A 17,445-nucleotide genomic window follows, 5' to 3' on the forward strand; every position below is an offset into this window, starting at 1 on the left:
TGCACCGATGAGCCGTGAGAGAGCCGCCGGGCCGGCGGGCGAGGCGACGGACGGCGTGAGCGCCGCCGGTACGGACACAGGCGGCACGGACCCGGGCGGCACGAAGACGGACAGCGCGAAGGCGGGCGGCTCGGGCTGGGCCGTCGACCGCGACGTCAACCTCTACTGGTGCGGCCAGACCGCCTCCGCCTTCGGCTCCGTCTTCACGGCGATCGCGCTGCCGGTCGTGGCCGTGGTGCACCTCAACGCCTCCGCGGGAGCAATCGGCCTGATCAGCGCCGCCGCCACCGCCCCGATCCTGCTCTTCGGTTTCCCCGCGGGCGCGCTCGCCGACCGCCTCGTCCACCCGCGCCGCGCGCTGATCCTGCTCGACCTGGTCTGCGCGGTGGCCGTCGGCGTGGTCGCCCTGGGGCTGGCCGCCGGCGCCGTCTCGCTGCTCTGGCTGGGCCTGCTCTGCGCCGTCATGGGCGGCGCGTCCACCCTCTCCACGGCCGTGTACTTCCTGCACCTGCGCCAACTCGTCGGCCCCGACGGCATCGGGGGCGCCCGCGCCAGACTCCAGGCCGGACAGTACGGCGCCGCGCTCGTCGGCCGCCTGCTGGCCGGACCCGCGATCGCGGTGCTCGGCGCGGCCGCCGCGCTGTCGGTCGACGTGGCGAGCTACGCGCTCAGCGCCGCCGCCCTGCTGACCATGCGCGCCCCCGATCTCGTGCCACGCGGCCCCGCGCCCTCGGTGCTGACCATGCTGCGCGGCGCCATGGCCGGCATGCGGGTCTTCACCGGGGACGCCTTCCACCGCGCGCTGGGCGTGTTCATCATCGTGCCGGCCGCGACGCTGGCCGGCGTCACCACCCTCACCGGACCGTTCCTGCTACGGGTGATCCACCTGCCGACCGCCGCGTACGGCTCCCTCTTCGCGCTGTCGGGGCTGATGGGCCTGGCCGGCTCCGCCGTCGCCGGACGGGTGCTGACGCCGGGGCGCAACGCCCGCCGGGTGATGCTGGGCGCCTTCACCGCCGGCATGGTCTGCAGCATGCTGCTGCCGCTGGCCGCCGGGCCGCTGCCGCTGGCCGCGTTCTGCGCGGCGATGGGCATCGGACTGCCGATCTTCTTCGGCGCGATCGCCAACGTGGCCGTCAGCTCCGTACTGGTCTCCGACATGTCGGAGGAGACGCTCGGCCGGGCGATGGCCGCGCTCCAGGTGTGCCTGGCGGCGGCCGGCCTGGTCGGCGCGCTGGGGTGCGGTGTGCTCGGCGACTGGATCGGGGTGCGCGGGGCGCTGTGGACCATGGGGCTGATCGCCCTGGCCGGCATCGCGCTGAGCCTGCCGTCCGCGCTGCGCGCCGCGCGGCGCACCGAGAGCGCGCCGGAGCCGGCGCCCGCGCCGGTCTGAGCGGGCCGCCGCCGGAAGGCGGACGGACAGCGACTCCCTTGTCACGTACGGCAGTCGGCGGCGGTGCCGGGAGCGGGTGCACCGCCGCCGATGGGCCGGCACACGCCTGCCGGCCATTCCGGGATCGTGGGGGCACCAGCTAGGATGAACCCGGGTGCGGGGGTACCCCAGCCTGGCCGGCACGACGTGGGGGAGGCGGATGATGGGCGAGAACACTCCCACCGCGGCCGATTCCAGGGGCAGTTCGGCGGCGGGTTCCACGAGCGGTCCGGCCGCCACGTCCGCTGACTCCGGCTCCGACTCCACCTCCACGCTTGCCGGCAAGATCGACGCGCTCTTCCAGGTCATCCGGCGCCCGACCCGCGAGCCGTACAGCCACGAGGAAGTCGCCCGCGCCTGCCGTGAGGCCACCGGCGAGAGCTTCTCCGCGACGTACCTGTGGCAGTTGCGCACCGGGCGCCGTGACAATCCCACCAAGCGCCATCTGGAAGCCCTGGCACAGTTCTTCGACGTCCCCGTCGGATACTTCTTCGACGACGAGCAGGGCGCCGCCATCACCAAGGAGCTGGAGCTGCTCGGCGCGCTGCGCGACGCCGGCGTGCGCAGCATGGCGCTGCGCGCGGTCAACCTCTCCCCCGAAGACGCGGCCACGATCAGCGACATGATCGACGTGCTCGCCCGCAGGGAGCGCGGTTCACCGAGTCGCGAACTCTGAGCGTGCTCGAACTCCTCCGTGAGATCTCGCGGTTCCGGCCGGCGGACAAAGGGACAGCGTGTGAGACATACCAGAAGTGACGGAAGTCGGGCCATGTGGCAGCGCTGCCGGCGGACGGTGGACGCGCTCGACCTGCCCAGCCCGTTCGACGCGACCGTCTTCGTCGGGATGCTCGCCGGCACCCGCGGCCGTCCGATCGAGCTGGTGCCGGTCTCCTCCGCGCGGGACACCCCGTGCGGCCTACTGGTCACCACCGACCGCGCCGACTGCATCGTGTACGCGGCCGACACCACCGCCCTGCACCAGCAGCACATCCTGCTGCACGAGGCGGCCCACCTGATCTGCGGCCACCACGAGACCGCGCCCGCCGCGTCGGCCGCCGCCCAGGTCCTGCTGCCGCACTTATCGGCGTCCCTGGTCCAGCGGGTGCTCGGCCGCACCGTGTACACCGAACCGCAGGAGCAGGAGGCCGAGTTGGTCGCCTCCCTGATCCTGACCCGCACCGCCCAGGCGGCCGGCAGCACCCGCCCGGCGCCGCCGCCCCACCCCCAACGGGCGCGGCTGGAGCGGCTGTTCGGCATCCCGGAGGCCCCGGCGCCGGGCCGCGCCGATGGCTGACCTGCTGTCGTTCCTCGGGGCCGCGTTCTTCCTGGTCTTCGGCGCCCACCGGCTGGCGATCACCCGCGGCGCGCGGGCGGACTCCGCGCAGCGCCACGTCTCTGGATTCGCGCTGTGCATGGGCCTGGCGCTGGTCTTCAACGCCCCTTCCGTCACTGACAGGTTGTCGCGTGATCCGACCCTCGACACGCTGGTCGGGCTGATCACCCACGACCTGAAACTGGCCGCCTTCGCCTTCCTCGTGCTGGTGGCCTACGCCCTCAGGTCCCCGACAGCCGGACGGCGTGCGGTGCGCCGCCAGGTCTGGGCCGCCGGTGCGACCCTGGCGGCGTCCGTGGCCCTCTTCCTCGCGGCCCGCCCCGCCACCACGAGCGAGCAGCTCTCGGTCTCCCCCGGCCACCGGTGGGCCCTGGCGTCGTACAGCGCGCTCTTCGCCGCCTACGGCGCCTGGTGCCTGCTGGTCCTGGCGAGGGAACTCGCCGACCACGTCGAGCGCACCGCCCCGGGGCTGCTGCGGACGGGGCTGCGGCTGATGATGCTCGCCGCCGCGTTCGGTGCCGCCTGGACCGCGTGGACGCTGGACGACGTGATCTCCGATCTGAGCACCGGCAACCAGGACATCGGCGAGGACATGGTGTCCTCCGCGCTGGGCGCGATCACCGCGCTGCTCGCCACCGGCGGCGCCACCGCCACGCTGTGGGGCGACGCCCTCGGCGCCCCCGTGCGGTGGCTGCGCGCCTACCACCGCTACCGGGCGCTGGAACCACTGTGGTCGGCCCTGCACCGCGAACTGCCGCAGATCGCCCTCGACCCGTCGGTGACCGACCGCCGTCCTGGCCTGCCACGTGCCGAGTTCGCCCTCTACCGGCGGGTGATCGAGATCCACGACGGCCATCTGGCGCTGCGCCCGTACTTCGACTCCGATGTCGCCCGGTGGACGGCCGAGGCCGAAGCCGAGGACCGCGACCGCGACCGGCACGCGGTGCTCGAAGCGGCCACCATCGCGGCGGCGCTGGAGAACAAGCGGGCCGGACGGCGGTGCGACGCGGCGGGCGCCCCGCGGCCGACGCCCGCGGCACCCGTGCCGCCCCCGGTGCCGGGGACGGTGGCGGCGGAGACCGCCTGGCTGCTGGAGGTGACCGCCGCCTTCACCGGCTCGCCCGCCGTCGCCGACGTCCGCCGCCGCGTCCGCCACGCGGTGGACGTCAGCCGCCGGGACGCCGGGAGCGGACCCGGCGGCTCCGGCGGCTCCGGCGTGCCCGGCGCCCCCCGCTCCGACGCGGACGGCGCCGGCCCGCGGACCGGCTGAGCCGGCTCCCGTCGGCGGCAGCGCGTGAGCGGCCTGCCGTCAGCCCACCTGGCTGCCCTTGCCCAGCGCGATCACGCCCGCGTCGGAGACGGTGTACAGCTCTCGGTCGCGCTCGGGGTTGACGCCGATGGTGGCGCCGGGCGGGACGTCCACGTTCTTGTCGAGCACGGCCCCGCGGACGATGGCGCCGCGGCCGACCCGCACGTTGTGGTGGAGAACCGAGCCCTGGACGACGGCGCCGGAGTCCACGATGACGCCCGGTGACAGCACGGAGCGGGTGACCTGCCCGCGGACCACGCAGCCCGGGCTGATCACGGACTCCCCCACGATGCCGCCGGCGCCGATCTTCGCGGGCGGCAGCGACCCGGGGTTGGTGTGGATCGGCCAGTCACGGTTGTAGAGGCTGAAGGCGGGCCGGTCGGAGATGAGGTCCATGTGCGCCTCGTAGTACGCGTCCAGGGTGCCGACGTCCCGCCAGTAGCCGTGGTCGCGGGCGGTCTCGCCGGGGACGTGGTTGGCGTCGAAGTCGTAGACGTGCGCGGCGCCTTGGGAGGTGAGCCGGGGCAGGATGCTGCCGCCCATGTCGTGCACGGACTGCGGGTCCTCCGCGTCCTCGCGCAGCGCCTCCAGCAGCGCCTTGGTGGTGAAGACGTAGTTGCCCATCGAGGCGAAGACATGACCGGGGTCGCCGGGCAGGCCGGGCGGGTCGGCCGGCTTCTCCAGGAAGCGCTCCACCTGCACCCCGTCGGCGCCGGGGGTGATCACACCGAACCCGGACGCCTCGGCCCTGGGCACCTTGATCCCGGCGACGGTGACGCCCGCGCCGTGCTCGGCGTGCTGGTCCAGCATCTGCCGCGGGTCCATCCGGTAGACGTGGTCGGCGCCGAACACCGCGACGTAGTCGGGCTGTTCGTCATGGATGAGGTTGAGCGACTGGAGGATAGCGTCGGCGCTGCCGAGGTACCAGCGCGGGCCGAGCCGCTGCTGGGCGGGCACCGGCGTCACGTAGTTGCCCAGCAGGCTGGACATCCGCCAGGTGGTCGTGACATGGCGGTCCAGGCTGTGCGACTTGTACTGGGTCAGCACGCAGATCCGCAGGATGCCGCCGTTGACCAGGTTGGACAACACGAAGTCGACCAGGCGGTACGTCCCGCCGAACGTCACGGCCGGTTTCGCCCGGTCGGCGGTGAGCGGCATCAGCCGCTTCCCCGCGCCGCCGGCCAGCACTATGCCAAGGACCGAAGGTCCACCACCGCGCATCGGCGCCCCCTTTGTTCGTCGTGATGAGTCGATTCCGTACGCCGTGTCCGCGTACGCCGTGCCCGCGTACGCCTGCTCTCCCTACGACCGTTCGCCGTACCCTGTGCCTCCGTACGACCGCTCCTCGCGCGCCGCGTCCTCGTCCGCGGCGGCACGCGTTACGGCGGCACGTGTTACGGCGCCGCGCCGGCCTTGACGACCGCCTCGTACAGGTCGGCGGTGCGGCGGGCGACGGTGTCCCAGCCGAACTCGCGGACCGCGCGCTGCCGTCCCGCCTCGCCCATCCGGGCCGCGGCCGCGGGGTCGCCGAGCACCCGGTCCAGGGCCCGGGCCAGCCCGGCCTCGAACTCCTCGGCGTGGCCTTCCCGGTAGGGCACCAGCAGTCCGGTCTCGCCGTCGTCGACGACCTCGGGGATGCCGCCGACCGCGGAGGCGACCACCGCGGTGCCGCACGCCATCGCCTCCAGGTTGACGATGCCCAGCGGCTCGTACACCGACGGGCAGACGAACACCGCGGCATGGGTGAGCAGTTGCACCACGGCAGGGCGCGGCAGCATCGCCGGTATCCAGTGCACGCCGTCGCGCACCGAGCTGAGTTCGTCGAACAGCGACCTGAACTCCCGGTCCAGGGCGGGGGTGTCGGGGGCACCCGCGCACAGCACGAGCTGCGCGGCCGGGTCGATCGCGCGGGCGGCGCGCAGCAGGTGCGGCACGCCCTTCTGCCGGGTGATCCGGCCGACGAACAGCACGTAGGGGCGGTCGGGGTCGATGCCGACCCGGGTGAGGGCGTCGGTGCGCGGGTCGGCCCGGTAGGTGGTGGTGTCGATGCCGTTGCGCACCACGTGCACCCGGTCGGGGTCGAGCGCCGGATAGCAGGCGAGGATGTCGCCGCGCATGCCGTCGGAGACGGCCACGACGGCGTCGGCGGACTCCATCGCGGTGCGCTCGGCCCAGCTCGACAGGGCGTAGCCGCCGCCGAGTTGCTCGGCCTTCCAGGGGCGCAGCGGCTCCAGCGAGTGCGCGGTCAGCACGTGCGGGATGCCGTGCAGGAGCTTGCCGAGGTGGCCGGCGAGGTTGGCGTACCAGGTGTGGGAGTGCACCAGGTCGCGTCCCTGGAGGGCGGCGGACATCTGCAGGTCGACGGCGAAGGTGCGCAGCGCGTCGTTGGCGCCGTCGAGGGTGGTGGGCGCGCGGTGGCGGACCACTCCGGCGGCGCTTCCCTCGCCCCAGCAGTGCACTTCGAGGTCGAGCAGGGCGCGCAGTTCGCGGGCCAGGAACTCGACGTGCACGCCCGCGCCGCCGTAGACGTCCGGGGGATACTCCCGGGTCAGCAGTGCGACCTTCATGGGGACCTCCGACCGTTGGCAACCGTGCTCCTTGCCTTCCCCGGTAACGGGCGGAGCTATCCCGGTGGACGGGTCGGGTTCCGGGGGCGCCCGCGCCGTTCGGCGAAGGCCCGGGGGAGCGCCCGCACGTGAACCGGCGCACGGACGCGGTGCGGGTGGGTGTCGGTTGACCCGTATTCGGCCACAGTCGACCCGTTGTCACCTCTTGCCCCTGGTTGCCACCCGTTTGCCACCCATGACCGCCCGCAATCACCGTAACGGCCGTTTACTGACGAATGGGGCGCCGGCGTATTCGTGGGTCCACTGGGACGTGCCCACAGGCAAGCACAACCCCGCTGCGCCCGCGGCAATACGGCAGATCCCGCCCCGGCGGACCGGCTGCGGAATGACGCTTTATGGACGGCTGCCACCCCCCGGTTCCGGGCACACGTATGGGAGAGACGACACGTGATGACCACCCCCCACTCCCTCGCACCTCTGCCACTGCGCGCCGGAGAGCGGTTGGCACTGGCATTGGCGAGGGAAGAGATGATGCAGGACTACCACCGGTGGGAGACCGACCCGGCGACGGTCGTCGGCTTCGGTGCCCGCTGGCCGGTGTCCTGGGAGGTGTTCCAGGCCCGATTCCTGAGCAGTCACACCTCGAGGCACTACCAGCTGTTCGAGGTGGTCACCACCGAGGGCGCGGTGCCGGTCGGCACCACCGCGCTCAGTGTCGACCAGGCGGTCAACACCGCCGAACTCACCCTCGTGATCGCCCCGGAGCACCGCGGCCGGGGCTACGCGACCGAAGCCACCGCACTCACTCTCGACTGGGCGTTCTCCATCGCGTCGCTGAGCGCGGTGTGGTTGGAGGTGCTGGCCCCGCACACCACCGCGGTCAACGCCTACCTGAAGGCCGGCTTCCACACCGCCGGACGGCTGCGCAGCGCCGCGCTGTGGCGCGGCCGGCGGGTGGACAAACTGCTCCTGGACTGTGTGCCCGACGACCTGGCAGAAAAGAGGTGATCCGAGATGTCCTGCCCCGACGTGAACTGCCGCAAGGGCGGCTGCACCACCGACCCCGGCCAAGGCCGGCCCGCCCCTGAGCGCGGTCCCAAGGCATGACCCGCTCATCACCTGCCGTACCCCCGCTCGCCGGGGGTACGGCCCGTTTCACGGCCACCGCGGCCACCGCGGTCACCGCGGCCGCCCCTGCACGCGCCCCGCCCGCGCGGCCCGCCCGCACCCTCTGACGTGCGACGACCCGGGGCGGACACGGCCGGCCCTGCCAAGTACCGTATCCGGGACGTGTGGTGCCCAGCCGCGGAGGGGAACGTACCAATGGCCCAGTTCGACCTGCCGATGGAACAGCTCAGGACCTATCGCAGCGACGCGGTCGAGCCGCCGGACTTCGACCGGTTCTGGGCGGACACGCTGGCGCAGGCCCGCACCCATGACCTCGACGCGCGCTTCGAGCCGGTCGCGACCGCGCTGCGGACCGTCGAGACGTACGACGTGGAGTTCTCCGGCTTCGGCGGCCACCGGATCAAGGGCTGGTTCACCGTGCCGGCCGGGACGAGCGAACCGCTCCCGCTGGTCGTGGAGTTCATCGGATACGGCGGCGGGCGCGGCCTGCCGCACGAGCGTCTGACGTGGGCGTCGGCGGGATACGCGCACTTCCTGATGGACACCCGCGGGCAGGGCGGCAGTTGGTCCACGGGCGACACCCCCGACCCGGTGGGCTCGGGCTCGGCCACGCCCGGTTTCCTCACCCGGGGCATCACCGACCGCGACGACTTCTACTACCGGCGGGTGATCACCGACGGCGTACGCGCGGTGGAGGCGGCCCGCACCCACCCGCTGGCCGACGCCGCCCGCACGGTGGTGACGGGGGTCAGCCAGGGCGGCGCGCTCACGATCGCGGTCGGCGGCCTCGTGCCCGACCTCGTCGCGACCGCGCCCGACGTGCCGTTCCTGTGCGACCTGCCGCGCGCGGCGCGGATCACCGACGCGCCGCCGTACCGCGAGATCGCCGTCTACCTGTCCACCCACCGCCCGGAGCGCGAGCGGGTGTTCGCCACCCTCGCCTACTTCGACAACGTGCACTTCGCCGCCCGCGGCCGGGCGCCCGCGCTGTTCTCGACCGCGCTGCTGGACATGACCTGCCCGCCTTCCACGGTGTTCGCGGCGTTCAACGCCTACGGGCACCACGACAAGACCATCGAGGTCTACGACTTCAACGGCCATGAGGGCGGCGGCGCCCACCAGGAGGCCCTCCGTCTGGAGTGGCTGCCGAAGTACCTTTGAGCGGCGCGGCCGGACCGGACCCGCGGCCCGGCCGGCCCTCGTCGGTGAACCGCCCCGGAAAAAGCAGGAATACGGCGGCGGTCGGCGGGCAGGCGCGCGGTTGACCGTCCTTGGAGTGCGAGGCGATGACGTGACCGCGAACACGCAGCAGTCGAGCAGCACCAACGGGACCGCGACCTGCGTCCGGCAGGCCGGTGAGCCGCAGCGGCAGGCGCCCGGCGGCCTCCCGTGGATCGAGCACGCGACCCGGGTCGCGCCGAAGGACGCACGGGTGCTGTCGAAGCTCTTCTTCGACCGCCTCCAGGAGTTGGAGGAGGGCACTCCCGCCTACAGCTACGCGCGCAACACCCTGATCGAGATGAACCTCGCGCTGGTGCACTTCGTCGCCGGCCGCTACCGCAACCGCCCGGCCACCGACCGCGAGGAGATCGTCCAGGTCGGCACGATCGGGCTGATCAAGGCGATCGACCGGTTCGACCTGTCCCGCGAGACGGAGTTCACCACCTTCGCGATCCCGTACATCGTCGGCGAGATGAAGCGGTTCTTCCGCGACACCTCGTGGGCGGTGCACGTGCCGCGCCGGCTGCAGGAGTTGCGGGTCGAGCTGAGCAAGGCGAAGGACCACCTGTCGCTGCTGCTCGACCGCGACCCGACCGTGGCCGAGCTGGCCGGCTACCTCGACATCGGCGAGTCCGAGGTGCTGGACGGCCTGGTCGCCGCCAACGGCTACACCGCCGGGTCGCTCGACGTGCCGTGGTCGGACGCCGACGCCGGCCCCGACGGCGAGGGCCGCACCCTGGCCGACACCATCGGCGAGTGCGACCCGTCGATGGAACTCGTGGAGAACCTCGGCAGCCTGGCCCCGCTGATCGCCCGGCTCTCCGACCGCGACCGCACCCTCCTGCGGATGCGCTTCGGCGAGGAGATGACCCAGTCCCAGATCGGCGAGGTGCTGGGGTACTCGCAGATGCACGTCTCCCGGCTGCTCAGCCGCATCGTGGCGAAGCTGCGCGCGGGACTGCTCGTCCAGCAGTGAGCAGCCCATGTGGCATCCCCCGAACCGACCGCGACAGGCCGCGTGGCCCCTTCCACGCGGCACGGCGGCCGCGACCCGGCACTTCCCCCCGTCCGGGCCGCGGCCGCCGTATCCGCGCGGCACGCCGTCACACGTCCGCCGGATCGAGCGCCCGCCGGATCTGAGCGCCCGCCCTACGGCGTGCTGATGTCGGCGCTGTCCACCGCGATGTTGGTCCCGCTGGACGCCGGGTTGCGGCCACCGGTGTTGATGATCGTCAACGTGTGTGCGCCGGAGGCGAGTTGCGGGCTGGTCCACACCACCCCCGACGCGTTGCGACTCGGCGCGTAGTCGTCGACGCTCACCGGGGTGCCGCCGTCCACCGCCAGGGACATCTGCCCCTGGTCGACATCGCGCACCGCGTGCAGCGCGACCTTGCTGCCGGTGAAGTACAGCGTCGCCGAAGCGCCCGCGGTGTAGGTCCAGTTGGCGGTGGAGTCGTACATGTCGGCGACGCCGTTGGTGACACCCCAGTTCGGCCCGTACCCGAAGTGGTCGACGTCGCCGGCCGCCGTGTCGTTGCCGTCCACGGTCACGGTGCCGGTGACCGGCCCGGTGGAGCCGTTGCCCGGGGTGAGGGTGACGGTGTACGCGTCGGTGCCGGCGAGCAGCGTGACCGGCACGTGCAGCGTGCCGCCGTCCGGGGTGACGTCGCCGTCGAAGACCGTGGCGGGCGCGCTCAGCGCGGTCTGGTCCGGGATGCGCCGCACCGTCACGTGCACGGCGCCGTTGCCGACCAGGTACGGCGTCGCGGACAGGTTCGTGAAGTCCACGGTGGTGCTGCCGCCCTGACCGGAGTTGTTGCCGATCAGTGCGAACGCCCGCTGCGCGCCCGCGTCCGCGCTCGCCGCGACCGCGATGCCGCCACTGCCGGTGGTGCTCAGCAGCTTCCCGCTGAGCTGGGCGTACGCCTGGTAGACCCACCACTGTCCGGTGGGCTGACCGCCGGACAGCACCGAGTCGAGGGTGCCGGCACCGCAGCAGTCGGTCCAGATCGCGTGGGCTGCCGCGCTGACCCCGGAGGCGGCGAGCCGGTCGAGGAACCACGCGGTGTAGCCGGAGTTCTGCTGCTGCGAGAACAGGTACTCGTTGATGGTCAGCGGCAGCCCGCTGACGCCGTGCGCGGCCAGCAGCGCGCGGGCGTCGGCGGCGTCCGCGGCGGGGTCGTCGCCGAAGTGCCAGTTCACCACGTCGGGAACGGTGCCGTCCGCCTTGGTACGGCCGAGGAAGTCGTCCAGCCAGCCGTGGTTGTAGCCGCTGTAGGACGGCCCGACGATCTGCGCCGACGGCTGGAGCCGGCGGATCTCGCGGACCGCGGTGTCCCACATCTGGTAGTACTGCTCGCTGTTGACGCCGCGCTGCCAGAACCCGGTGCCGTCCGGCTCGTTCCAGATGTCGTACGACACGTTCACCCCGGACGCCTGCACGTCCGTGACCAACGTGTCGATGAACGAAGCCCAGTTGGAGCAGTCGCCGTTGTCGCACGGGTAGACGGTGGAGGCCGGCTGGGTGGTGTCGGCGCCCCACACGTCGGAGACGAGCAGGTGGTACGTGGCGTGGTAGGGGGCAGCCGTGACCCGGCGGGCCTGGTCGAGGGCGGAGTCCAGTCGGACCTGGTAGCCGCTGCCGGCCCGGTAGCCGTCGCCGAGCCAGCCGCCGCCGTCGATCCGTGCGCCGCCGCCGCGGAACAGCGTGGGCTTCAGCGGTTGCAGCAGGTTGTCCGCGGGGCCCGAGCCGTCCTGGCTGAGCCCGTAGAGGAAGCCGGCGCCGGCGCCGTTGGGGGCGGCGCCCTGGGCGGACAGGTCGACGCCGACGGTGCTGTCGGCGGCCGGCGCGGCGGACGCCCCGGCCGGGCTCAGTGCGGCGGCGGCCAGCACGCTCGCGGCCAGGACGGCGAGCGCGGCGAGCAGCCGGACCCGGCCGCGCGGGCGGCGACGGCGGCGGCGCGGATCGGTCGGCGGACGAGGTGCGGTCGAGCGGTGCATACGGTCCTCCCGGTGGGGGGTGGGCGGTTCGGTGAGGTGCGCACCCGGCGGGCCCGGGCGTCCGGGCCCGCCGCGTGGGTAGGGGGGCGCCGGCCGCTCAGGCGGGCCCGGGCGGGCCGGCCGGCTCGGTGACGGGGTCGGTGACGGGCTCCGCGAAGGAGCCTGCGGCGTCCAAGGGGTCGGCGAAGGGGTCGGCGTCGTCGCGCAGGAAGAACGGGACGGACTCCAGGGCGGCCGGCACGGTGACCCACGCTCCGCCGGGGTGGCGGACGCCGGTCGCGTGGTGGGTCCACACCGCGCCGGCCGGCAGGTAGACCCGGCGGGAGCGCTCGCCGGACCGCAGCACCGGCGCGACCAGCACGTCCCGCCCGCACAGGAACTGGTCGTCGACGTCCCAGCAGGTCGCGTCGCCGGGGAACTCCAGCAGCAGCGGCCGCATCAGCGGCAGCCCGCTCGCCCGGCCGTCCTCCAACTGCGCGTGCAGGTAGGGCCGTAGCCGCTCGCGCAGCCGCAGCCCCGCGGTCATCGCCGCCTCGGCCCGCTCGCCGTAGGACCAGATCTCGTTGGGGCCGCCGCCGGTGCCGATCGGGCCGGAGAACTCGCGCGGCTCGCGGTGGCCGTGCAGCCGCAGCAGCGGGCAGAACACCGCGAACTGGAACCAGCGGACCGTCAGTTCGCGGTAGTCGTCGTCGTCGGGGTGGCCGCCGTGGAAGCCGCCGATGTCGGTGGTCCACCACGGGATGCCGCTCATCGCGACGTTGAGCCCGGCCCGTACCGAGTCGGCGAGCGCCGCGAAGGTCGCGGGGATGTCGCCGGACCACAGCGCGGCGCCGTACCGCTGGGAGCCCGCCCACGCGGACCTGACCAGGGTCAGCACCTCCGTCTCGCCCTGCTCGGTGAGGTGCTCGTGGACCCCTCGGGCGTGCTCGCGCGGGTAGAGGTTGGCGACCTCCGAGCCGGCTCCCGCCGCGTAGGCGAGGTTGTGCGGGTGGCCGGGGCGCATCTCCGGCTCGCAGGCGTCCAGCCAGAACGCCCGGATGCCGAGCTTGTAGTAGTGCTCCTGCAGCCGGCTCCACAGCACGGCGCGGGCGGCCGGGTCGGTCGCGTCGTAGAAGGCGACCCCGATGCCCTCGGGGGCGCCCTCCAGGTCGGGCCAGTCGCCGTGCACGTCGAAGCCGCTGTTGGTGGCCACCAGCATCCCGGCGTCCCGCAGTTCGGCGTACGTCGCGGACAGCGGGCTGACCGACGGCCACACCGACACGGCCAACTCCACGCCGAGGCCGCGCAGTTCGTCGACCATGGCGCGCGGGTCCGGCCAGTCGCGGCGGTCGAAGTCCCAGTCGCCGAGGTTGCGCCAGTGCAGGTAGTCCACCACGATCACGCCGAGCGGCAGCCCGCGGCGGGCGTACTCCCTCGCCACGTTGAGGAGTTCGGCCTGGTCGCGGTAGCGCAGCTTGCTCTGCCACAGCCCCGAGGCCCAGCGCGGGAAGGCCGGCGCCCGGCCGGTCGCGTCGGCGTAGCGGGCGAGGATGTCGGCGGGGGTGCGGCCCGCGGTGAGCCAGTAGTCGAGCTGGCGGGCCCGGTCGGCGACCCAGCGGGTGCCGTTGGCGGCGAACTCGACCCGCCCGACGGCCGGGTTGTTCCACAGGAAGCCGTACCCGCGGCTGGAGACCGCCAGCGGCACGGTCACCTCCCCGTTGCGCTGCTGGAGTTCGAGCACGGTGCCCTTGTTGTCGAACCGGCCGTGGCCGTGCTGGCCCAGGCCGTGCACCCGCTCCCCGTCGTAGGCGGCGAAGCGCTGCTCGATACGGTAGGTGCCCGCGCCGGCGGCCTCGAAGTGCCGGGCGCCGGGCCACCAGAAGTGCGGCGGCTGCTCGCGCAGCAGTTCCTCGCCGGTGTCGGTGCGGAGCGCGGTGACCAGGCCGTCGCCGGTGCTGACGACCACCGTGAGCAGGCCGTTGACGAGGGTCGCGTGGGTGGCGTGGATCGTGATCCGGCAGGGCTCGGGGGCGGGCGCGGGCTGCTCGTCGAGCGCGCCGGGCAGCCCGTCCACGACGCGGTGCATGCCCGCCCGGACGCGGACGCTGTCCTGGCCCCAGGGCTCGATCTCCAGCACGTGGTGGCCGTGTCGCCACTGGAGGCGGTGCGGGGTGCGGGTGAACGCGGGCGGCAAGGTGTTCTCCTCGGGGTGGCGCAGGTACGGGTCGGGCGGGGGCTCTGCGAGACGGCGGGGCTCGGCGGGGCGGCGGGGCGTGACGTGCTCGGCGGGGCGGCGTGGTGGCGGGGCGGCGGCTCAGTCCTTGACGGCGCCGCTGGTCACGCCGGCCGCGACATAGCGCTGGGCGACGACCAGCAGCACGGCGGCGGGCAGCGACGCGATGATCCCGGTGGCCATCACGCTGTTCCAGTCGCTCAGGTGCGCGCCGATGAAGCGGTAGATGCCCACGGTGACCGGCGCCCGGTCGTCCTGGGTCGTGAGGGTCACCGCGAACAGGAAGTCCGCCCAGGCGAAGAGGAACGAGAACAGGCTCGCGGTGACCACCGCGTTGCGGCTGACCGGCAGGACCACCGACAGCAGCGTCCTGATCCGGCCCGCGCCGTCCAGGACGGCGGCCTCGCTCAACTCGGCCGGCACCCCGCGCATCGCGGTCTGGAGGATCAGCGTCGCGAACGGCACGCACAGCGTGGAGTCGGCGAGCACCAGCGCCAGCGGCGAGTTGAGCAGGCGCAGGTGGTTGGCCGCGGTGTAGAAGGAGTTGGCCATCACCACGCCGGGGATCATCTGCGCGATCAGCAGGGCGAAGGTGAGCGGCCGCCCGCCGGGGGCGCGCAGCTTCGCCAGGCCGTACGCCGCCGGCACCGCGATCAGCAGCACCAGCAGCACCGTGCCCGCGGACACCCCGAGGCTGACCAGAAGGTGGCCGCCCTGGCTGGACAGCGCCCGCCGGTAGCCCTGGAGGGTGCCGTGCACCGGCAGCCACGTCGGCGAGCTCTTCACCAGGTCGGTGGAGGGCAGCAGCGACGCGTTCAGCAGCCAGTACAGCGGGAAGAGCATCACGCCCAGGATGACCACGGCGGCCAGCGTGTTGACCGCCGCCGGCACCCGGCGGGTAGGCTGGACGCGGTGCGCGCGGGCGGCCCGGCGGCCCGTCACGGCGCTCACCGGCCGGCCCTGCGCTGCTCGCGGGTGGCCCGCAGATAGACCGCGGCGAAGACCACCGCGACCAGCACCAGCAGGTTCCCGACGGCCGCCCCGCGGCCGAACTCCAGTTGCTGGAAGGACAGGTTGTACGCGAACGTGGTCAGGGTCTGCGAGGAACCCGCGGGCCCGCCCTGGGTGAGGATCATGATCACGTCGAAGACCTTGACGGTGTAGATCAGGCCGAGCGTGAGCACCACGGCGGTGACCGGGCGCAGCAGCGGCAGCGTGATGTGCCGGAACCTGCGCCACGCGTTCGCGCCGTCCAGCGCGGCCGCCTCGTACAACTCGCGTGGTATGGACTGCAGTCCGCCGTAGAGGATGACCATGTTGAACGGGATGCCCACCCAGATGTTGACCAGGGTGACCGCGATCAGCGAGTCATGGGTGCTGGCCAGCCAGGGCACCGGGTGGCCGATCAGGTGCGCGCCGAGCAGAGCGTGGTTGAGCACCCCTGAGTCGGTGTCGAGTATCCACCGCCACGCGGTGCCGGAGACCACCAGAGGCAGCAGCCACGGCACCAGCAGCAGCGAGCGCAGCGGCCCGCCGAGCGGGAACGCGCGGTTGAAGAACACCGCGAGCGCCAACCCGACGCAGAACTGGAAGAGCAGCGAACCGGCCGTGAACAGGAGCGTGTTGGTCACGGTGCGGACGAAGTGGCTGTCGTGGAGGACCGCGCGGTAGTTGGCCCAGCCGACGTAGGGCGCGACACCGGTGTAGAAGGAGGAGACGGTGTAGTTCTGGAAGCCCATCCGGACGCTGCCGGCCAGCGGGTAGAGGTAGAACCCGGCGACGTAGAGCCAGGCGGGCGCGGTGAAGGCGAGCGCGGCCAGCCGGGCCCTGGCCGGTCCCGCGGTGCGCGGCCGCGGCTTCGGCGGCCGGTCCGCGCCCGGACCGGCGGGGCGGGCCCCGGCGTGGTGGAGGGTGGTGGACATGGGTGCCGTCCTCAGTTCTGGGCGGTGCGCTGGGCCTGGGACAGGGCCGATGCGGGGCTGGTGCCGCCGGCCAGTGCGGCCTGGATGGCGTCGGCGAGCGCCTGGCTCACCTTCGGGTAGCCGGTGCCGAGTTCGGTGGTACGCGCCTTCGCGGTGCCGATCTCCTGCACGAACGCCGCCATCTGTGGGTCGGAGTGGGCGAGTTGGGCGGCGGCCTGCTGGTTGCTGGGTATGTAGCCGGCGTCCTTCGACCACTTGGCGCTCTCGTCGTGGCCGAGCAGGCACTTGACCACCTTCACGGCCTTCGCCTCGCGTGCGGCGTTGCTGTGGCCGACGGTCCAGGTCTCGCCGCCGAGCGGGGTGACCGGCTTCGCGGCGGCGTTCGGCACCGGGATGGGCACGATGCCGAAGTGCAGCTTCTTGTTCGCGTCGAGCGTGGGGAGTTGCCAGGGGCCGTTCACCATCATGGCCGCGTTGCCCGCGCCGAACTGGTCGTTGACGTCGGCCTGGGTCCAGGTGACCACGGACTTCGACGCGGACCCGGCCGAGACCAGCTTCTGCCACAGCGTCAGCGCCTGTTCGGCCTGCGGCGAGTCGAGCTTCTTCAGGTCGGCGCCCGCGGTCCAGAAGAACGGCTCGAACTGGAACGCGCCCTCCTCGGTGCCGATCGCGCTGAACGCCACTCCGTAGCGCGAGCCGTGCGTCAACTTCCTCGCGTCCGCGGTGAGTTCGTCCCAGGTCTTGGGCGGGGTGAGCCCGGCCGCCTTGAACATGTCGGTGTTGTAGTACAGCGCGAGCCCGTTGACGCCCGGCGCGATGCCGTACGTCTGGCCCTGGTACTGGCCGGCCTGGACGATCGACGGGTACAGTCCGGCGGTGCTCAGGCCGGCCTTCGACAGCGACACCAGGCCCCCGGTGGCGGCGAGTTGCTGGAGGTCGGGGTTGTCGACGAGGGCGAGGTCGGGCAGCGAGCGGGCCGACGCCTGCTGGAGCAGCTTGGGCAGGAACTGGGCGCGCGGCACCTGCTGGTGCTTGATGGTGACGCCGACCTGCTTGCCGCACTCGTCGAGGATCGCGGGGAGTTGGGTGTTCTGCGGGGCGGCGTCGTAGTAGTCGATCTCGGTGAGCGTGTCGGAGCCGCCGCCCGACCCGCCGGAGCCGGTGCCGGTGCCGCAGGCGGTGAGCACCAGGGCCGCGGCGGCGGTGAGCGCGGCCAGCGTGCCTGGTCCGGCCGGCGCGCGGGAGGTACGGGGAAGGCGGACGGTGCGGCTCATGACGTGCCTTTCGACTGTTCGGCGGCTCGGCCGGCAGCTCTGTTGCG

14 protein-coding genes are annotated in these 17,445 nt (G+C 73.1%); 7 read left to right on the forward strand and 7 right to left on the reverse strand.

Going from position 1 to position 17,445, the window contains the following annotated elements:
- The first annotated feature begins 7 nt into the window (after nucleotides 1-7).
- From OG370_RS05495 to OG370_RS05510, 4 genes are all read left to right on the forward strand, one after another.
- Nucleotides 8-1,393, forward strand: coding sequence for an MFS transporter (locus OG370_RS05495; RefSeq protein ID WP_328461177.1), 1,386 nt, complete (start codon nucleotides 8-10; stop codon nucleotides 1,391-1,393).
- 202 nt (nucleotides 1,394-1,595) lie between these two features.
- Nucleotides 1,596-2,108 (forward strand): helix-turn-helix domain-containing protein, encoded by a 513-nt coding sequence (locus OG370_RS05500; protein ID WP_328461179.1) that lies wholly within the window; start codon nucleotides 1,596-1,598, stop codon nucleotides 2,106-2,108.
- A gap of 93 nt (nucleotides 2,109-2,201) precedes the next feature.
- A complete protein-coding gene (locus OG370_RS05505) occupies nucleotides 2,202-2,726 on the forward strand; it encodes a ParH-like protein (protein ID WP_328461181.1) in 525 nt (174 codons plus the stop codon).
- Nucleotides 2,719-4,035, forward strand: a complete 1,317-nt coding sequence (locus OG370_RS05510; RefSeq protein ID WP_328461183.1) for an MAB_1171c family putative transporter — start codon at nucleotides 2,719-2,721, stop codon at nucleotides 4,033-4,035. The genes OG370_RS05505 and OG370_RS05510 overlap by 8 nt, the downstream gene beginning before the upstream one ends.
- Before the next feature lie 39 nt (nucleotides 4,036-4,074).
- Here the strand turns inward: OG370_RS05510 and glgC are convergent, their stop codons facing one another.
- On the reverse strand, nucleotides 4,075-5,295 hold the full coding sequence (gene glgC / locus OG370_RS05515; protein ID WP_328461185.1) for a glucose-1-phosphate adenylyltransferase: 1,221 nt from the start codon (nucleotides 5,293-5,295) through the stop codon (nucleotides 4,075-4,077).
- A 173-nt stretch (nucleotides 5,296-5,468) separates the two neighbouring features.
- Entirely contained in the window at nucleotides 5,469-6,641 is a 1,173-nt protein-coding gene (gene glgA / locus OG370_RS05520) for a glycogen synthase (protein WP_328461187.1), read from the reverse strand.
- 450 nt (nucleotides 6,642-7,091) lie between these two features.
- On the opposite strand from glgA, the gene OG370_RS05525 reads away from it, so the two are divergent.
- The 3 genes from OG370_RS05525 to OG370_RS05535 all read left to right on the forward strand — a co-directional run bounded on the left by OG370_RS05525 (nucleotide 7,092) and on the right by OG370_RS05535 (nucleotide 9,966).
- Nucleotides 7,092-7,649 (forward strand): GNAT family N-acetyltransferase, encoded by a 558-nt coding sequence (locus OG370_RS05525; protein WP_328461189.1) that lies wholly within the window; start codon nucleotides 7,092-7,094, stop codon nucleotides 7,647-7,649.
- Nucleotides 7,650-7,964: 315 nt separating this feature from the next.
- Nucleotides 7,965-8,930: an acetylxylan esterase gene (locus OG370_RS05530; RefSeq protein WP_328461191.1), complete on the forward strand. Its 966-nt coding sequence runs from the start codon at nucleotides 7,965-7,967 to the stop codon at nucleotides 8,928-8,930.
- Nucleotides 8,931-9,060: 130 nt separating this feature from the next.
- A complete protein-coding gene (locus tag OG370_RS05535) occupies nucleotides 9,061-9,966 on the forward strand; it encodes a SigB/SigF/SigG family RNA polymerase sigma factor (RefSeq protein ID WP_328461193.1) in 906 nt (301 codons plus the stop codon).
- A 173-nt stretch (nucleotides 9,967-10,139) separates the two neighbouring features.
- On the opposite strand, the gene OG370_RS05540 is transcribed toward OG370_RS05535, so the two are convergent.
- The 5 genes from OG370_RS05540 to OG370_RS05560 form a co-directional block, all read right to left on the reverse strand.
- A complete protein-coding gene (locus OG370_RS05540; protein ID WP_328461195.1) occupies nucleotides 10,140-11,990 on the reverse strand; it encodes a GH39 family glycosyl hydrolase in 1,851 nt (616 codons plus the stop codon).
- 97 nt (nucleotides 11,991-12,087) lie between these two features.
- Complete coding sequence (locus OG370_RS05545; RefSeq protein ID WP_328461197.1) at nucleotides 12,088-14,163, reverse strand: glycoside hydrolase family 31 protein; 2,076 nt, start codon at nucleotides 14,161-14,163, stop codon at nucleotides 12,088-12,090.
- Nucleotides 14,164-14,283: 120 nt separating this feature from the next.
- Entirely contained in the window at nucleotides 14,284-15,045 is a 762-nt protein-coding gene (locus OG370_RS05550) for a carbohydrate ABC transporter permease (protein ID WP_328473814.1), read from the reverse strand.
- Nucleotides 15,046-15,149: 104 nt separating this feature from the next.
- Nucleotides 15,150-16,124, reverse strand: a complete 975-nt coding sequence (locus OG370_RS05555; RefSeq protein ID WP_328461199.1) for a carbohydrate ABC transporter permease — start codon at nucleotides 16,122-16,124, stop codon at nucleotides 15,150-15,152.
- Between the two features lie 11 nt (nucleotides 16,125-16,135).
- Entirely contained in the window at nucleotides 16,136-17,398 is a 1,263-nt protein-coding gene (locus OG370_RS05560) for a sugar ABC transporter substrate-binding protein (RefSeq protein ID WP_328461201.1), read from the reverse strand.
- Nucleotides 17,399-17,445 lie beyond the last annotated feature (47 nt).

The sequence above is a fragment of the Streptomyces sp. NBC_00448 genome (assembly GCF_036014115.1).
Taxonomy (GTDB): Bacteria; Actinomycetota; Actinomycetes; order Streptomycetales; family Streptomycetaceae; genus Actinacidiphila.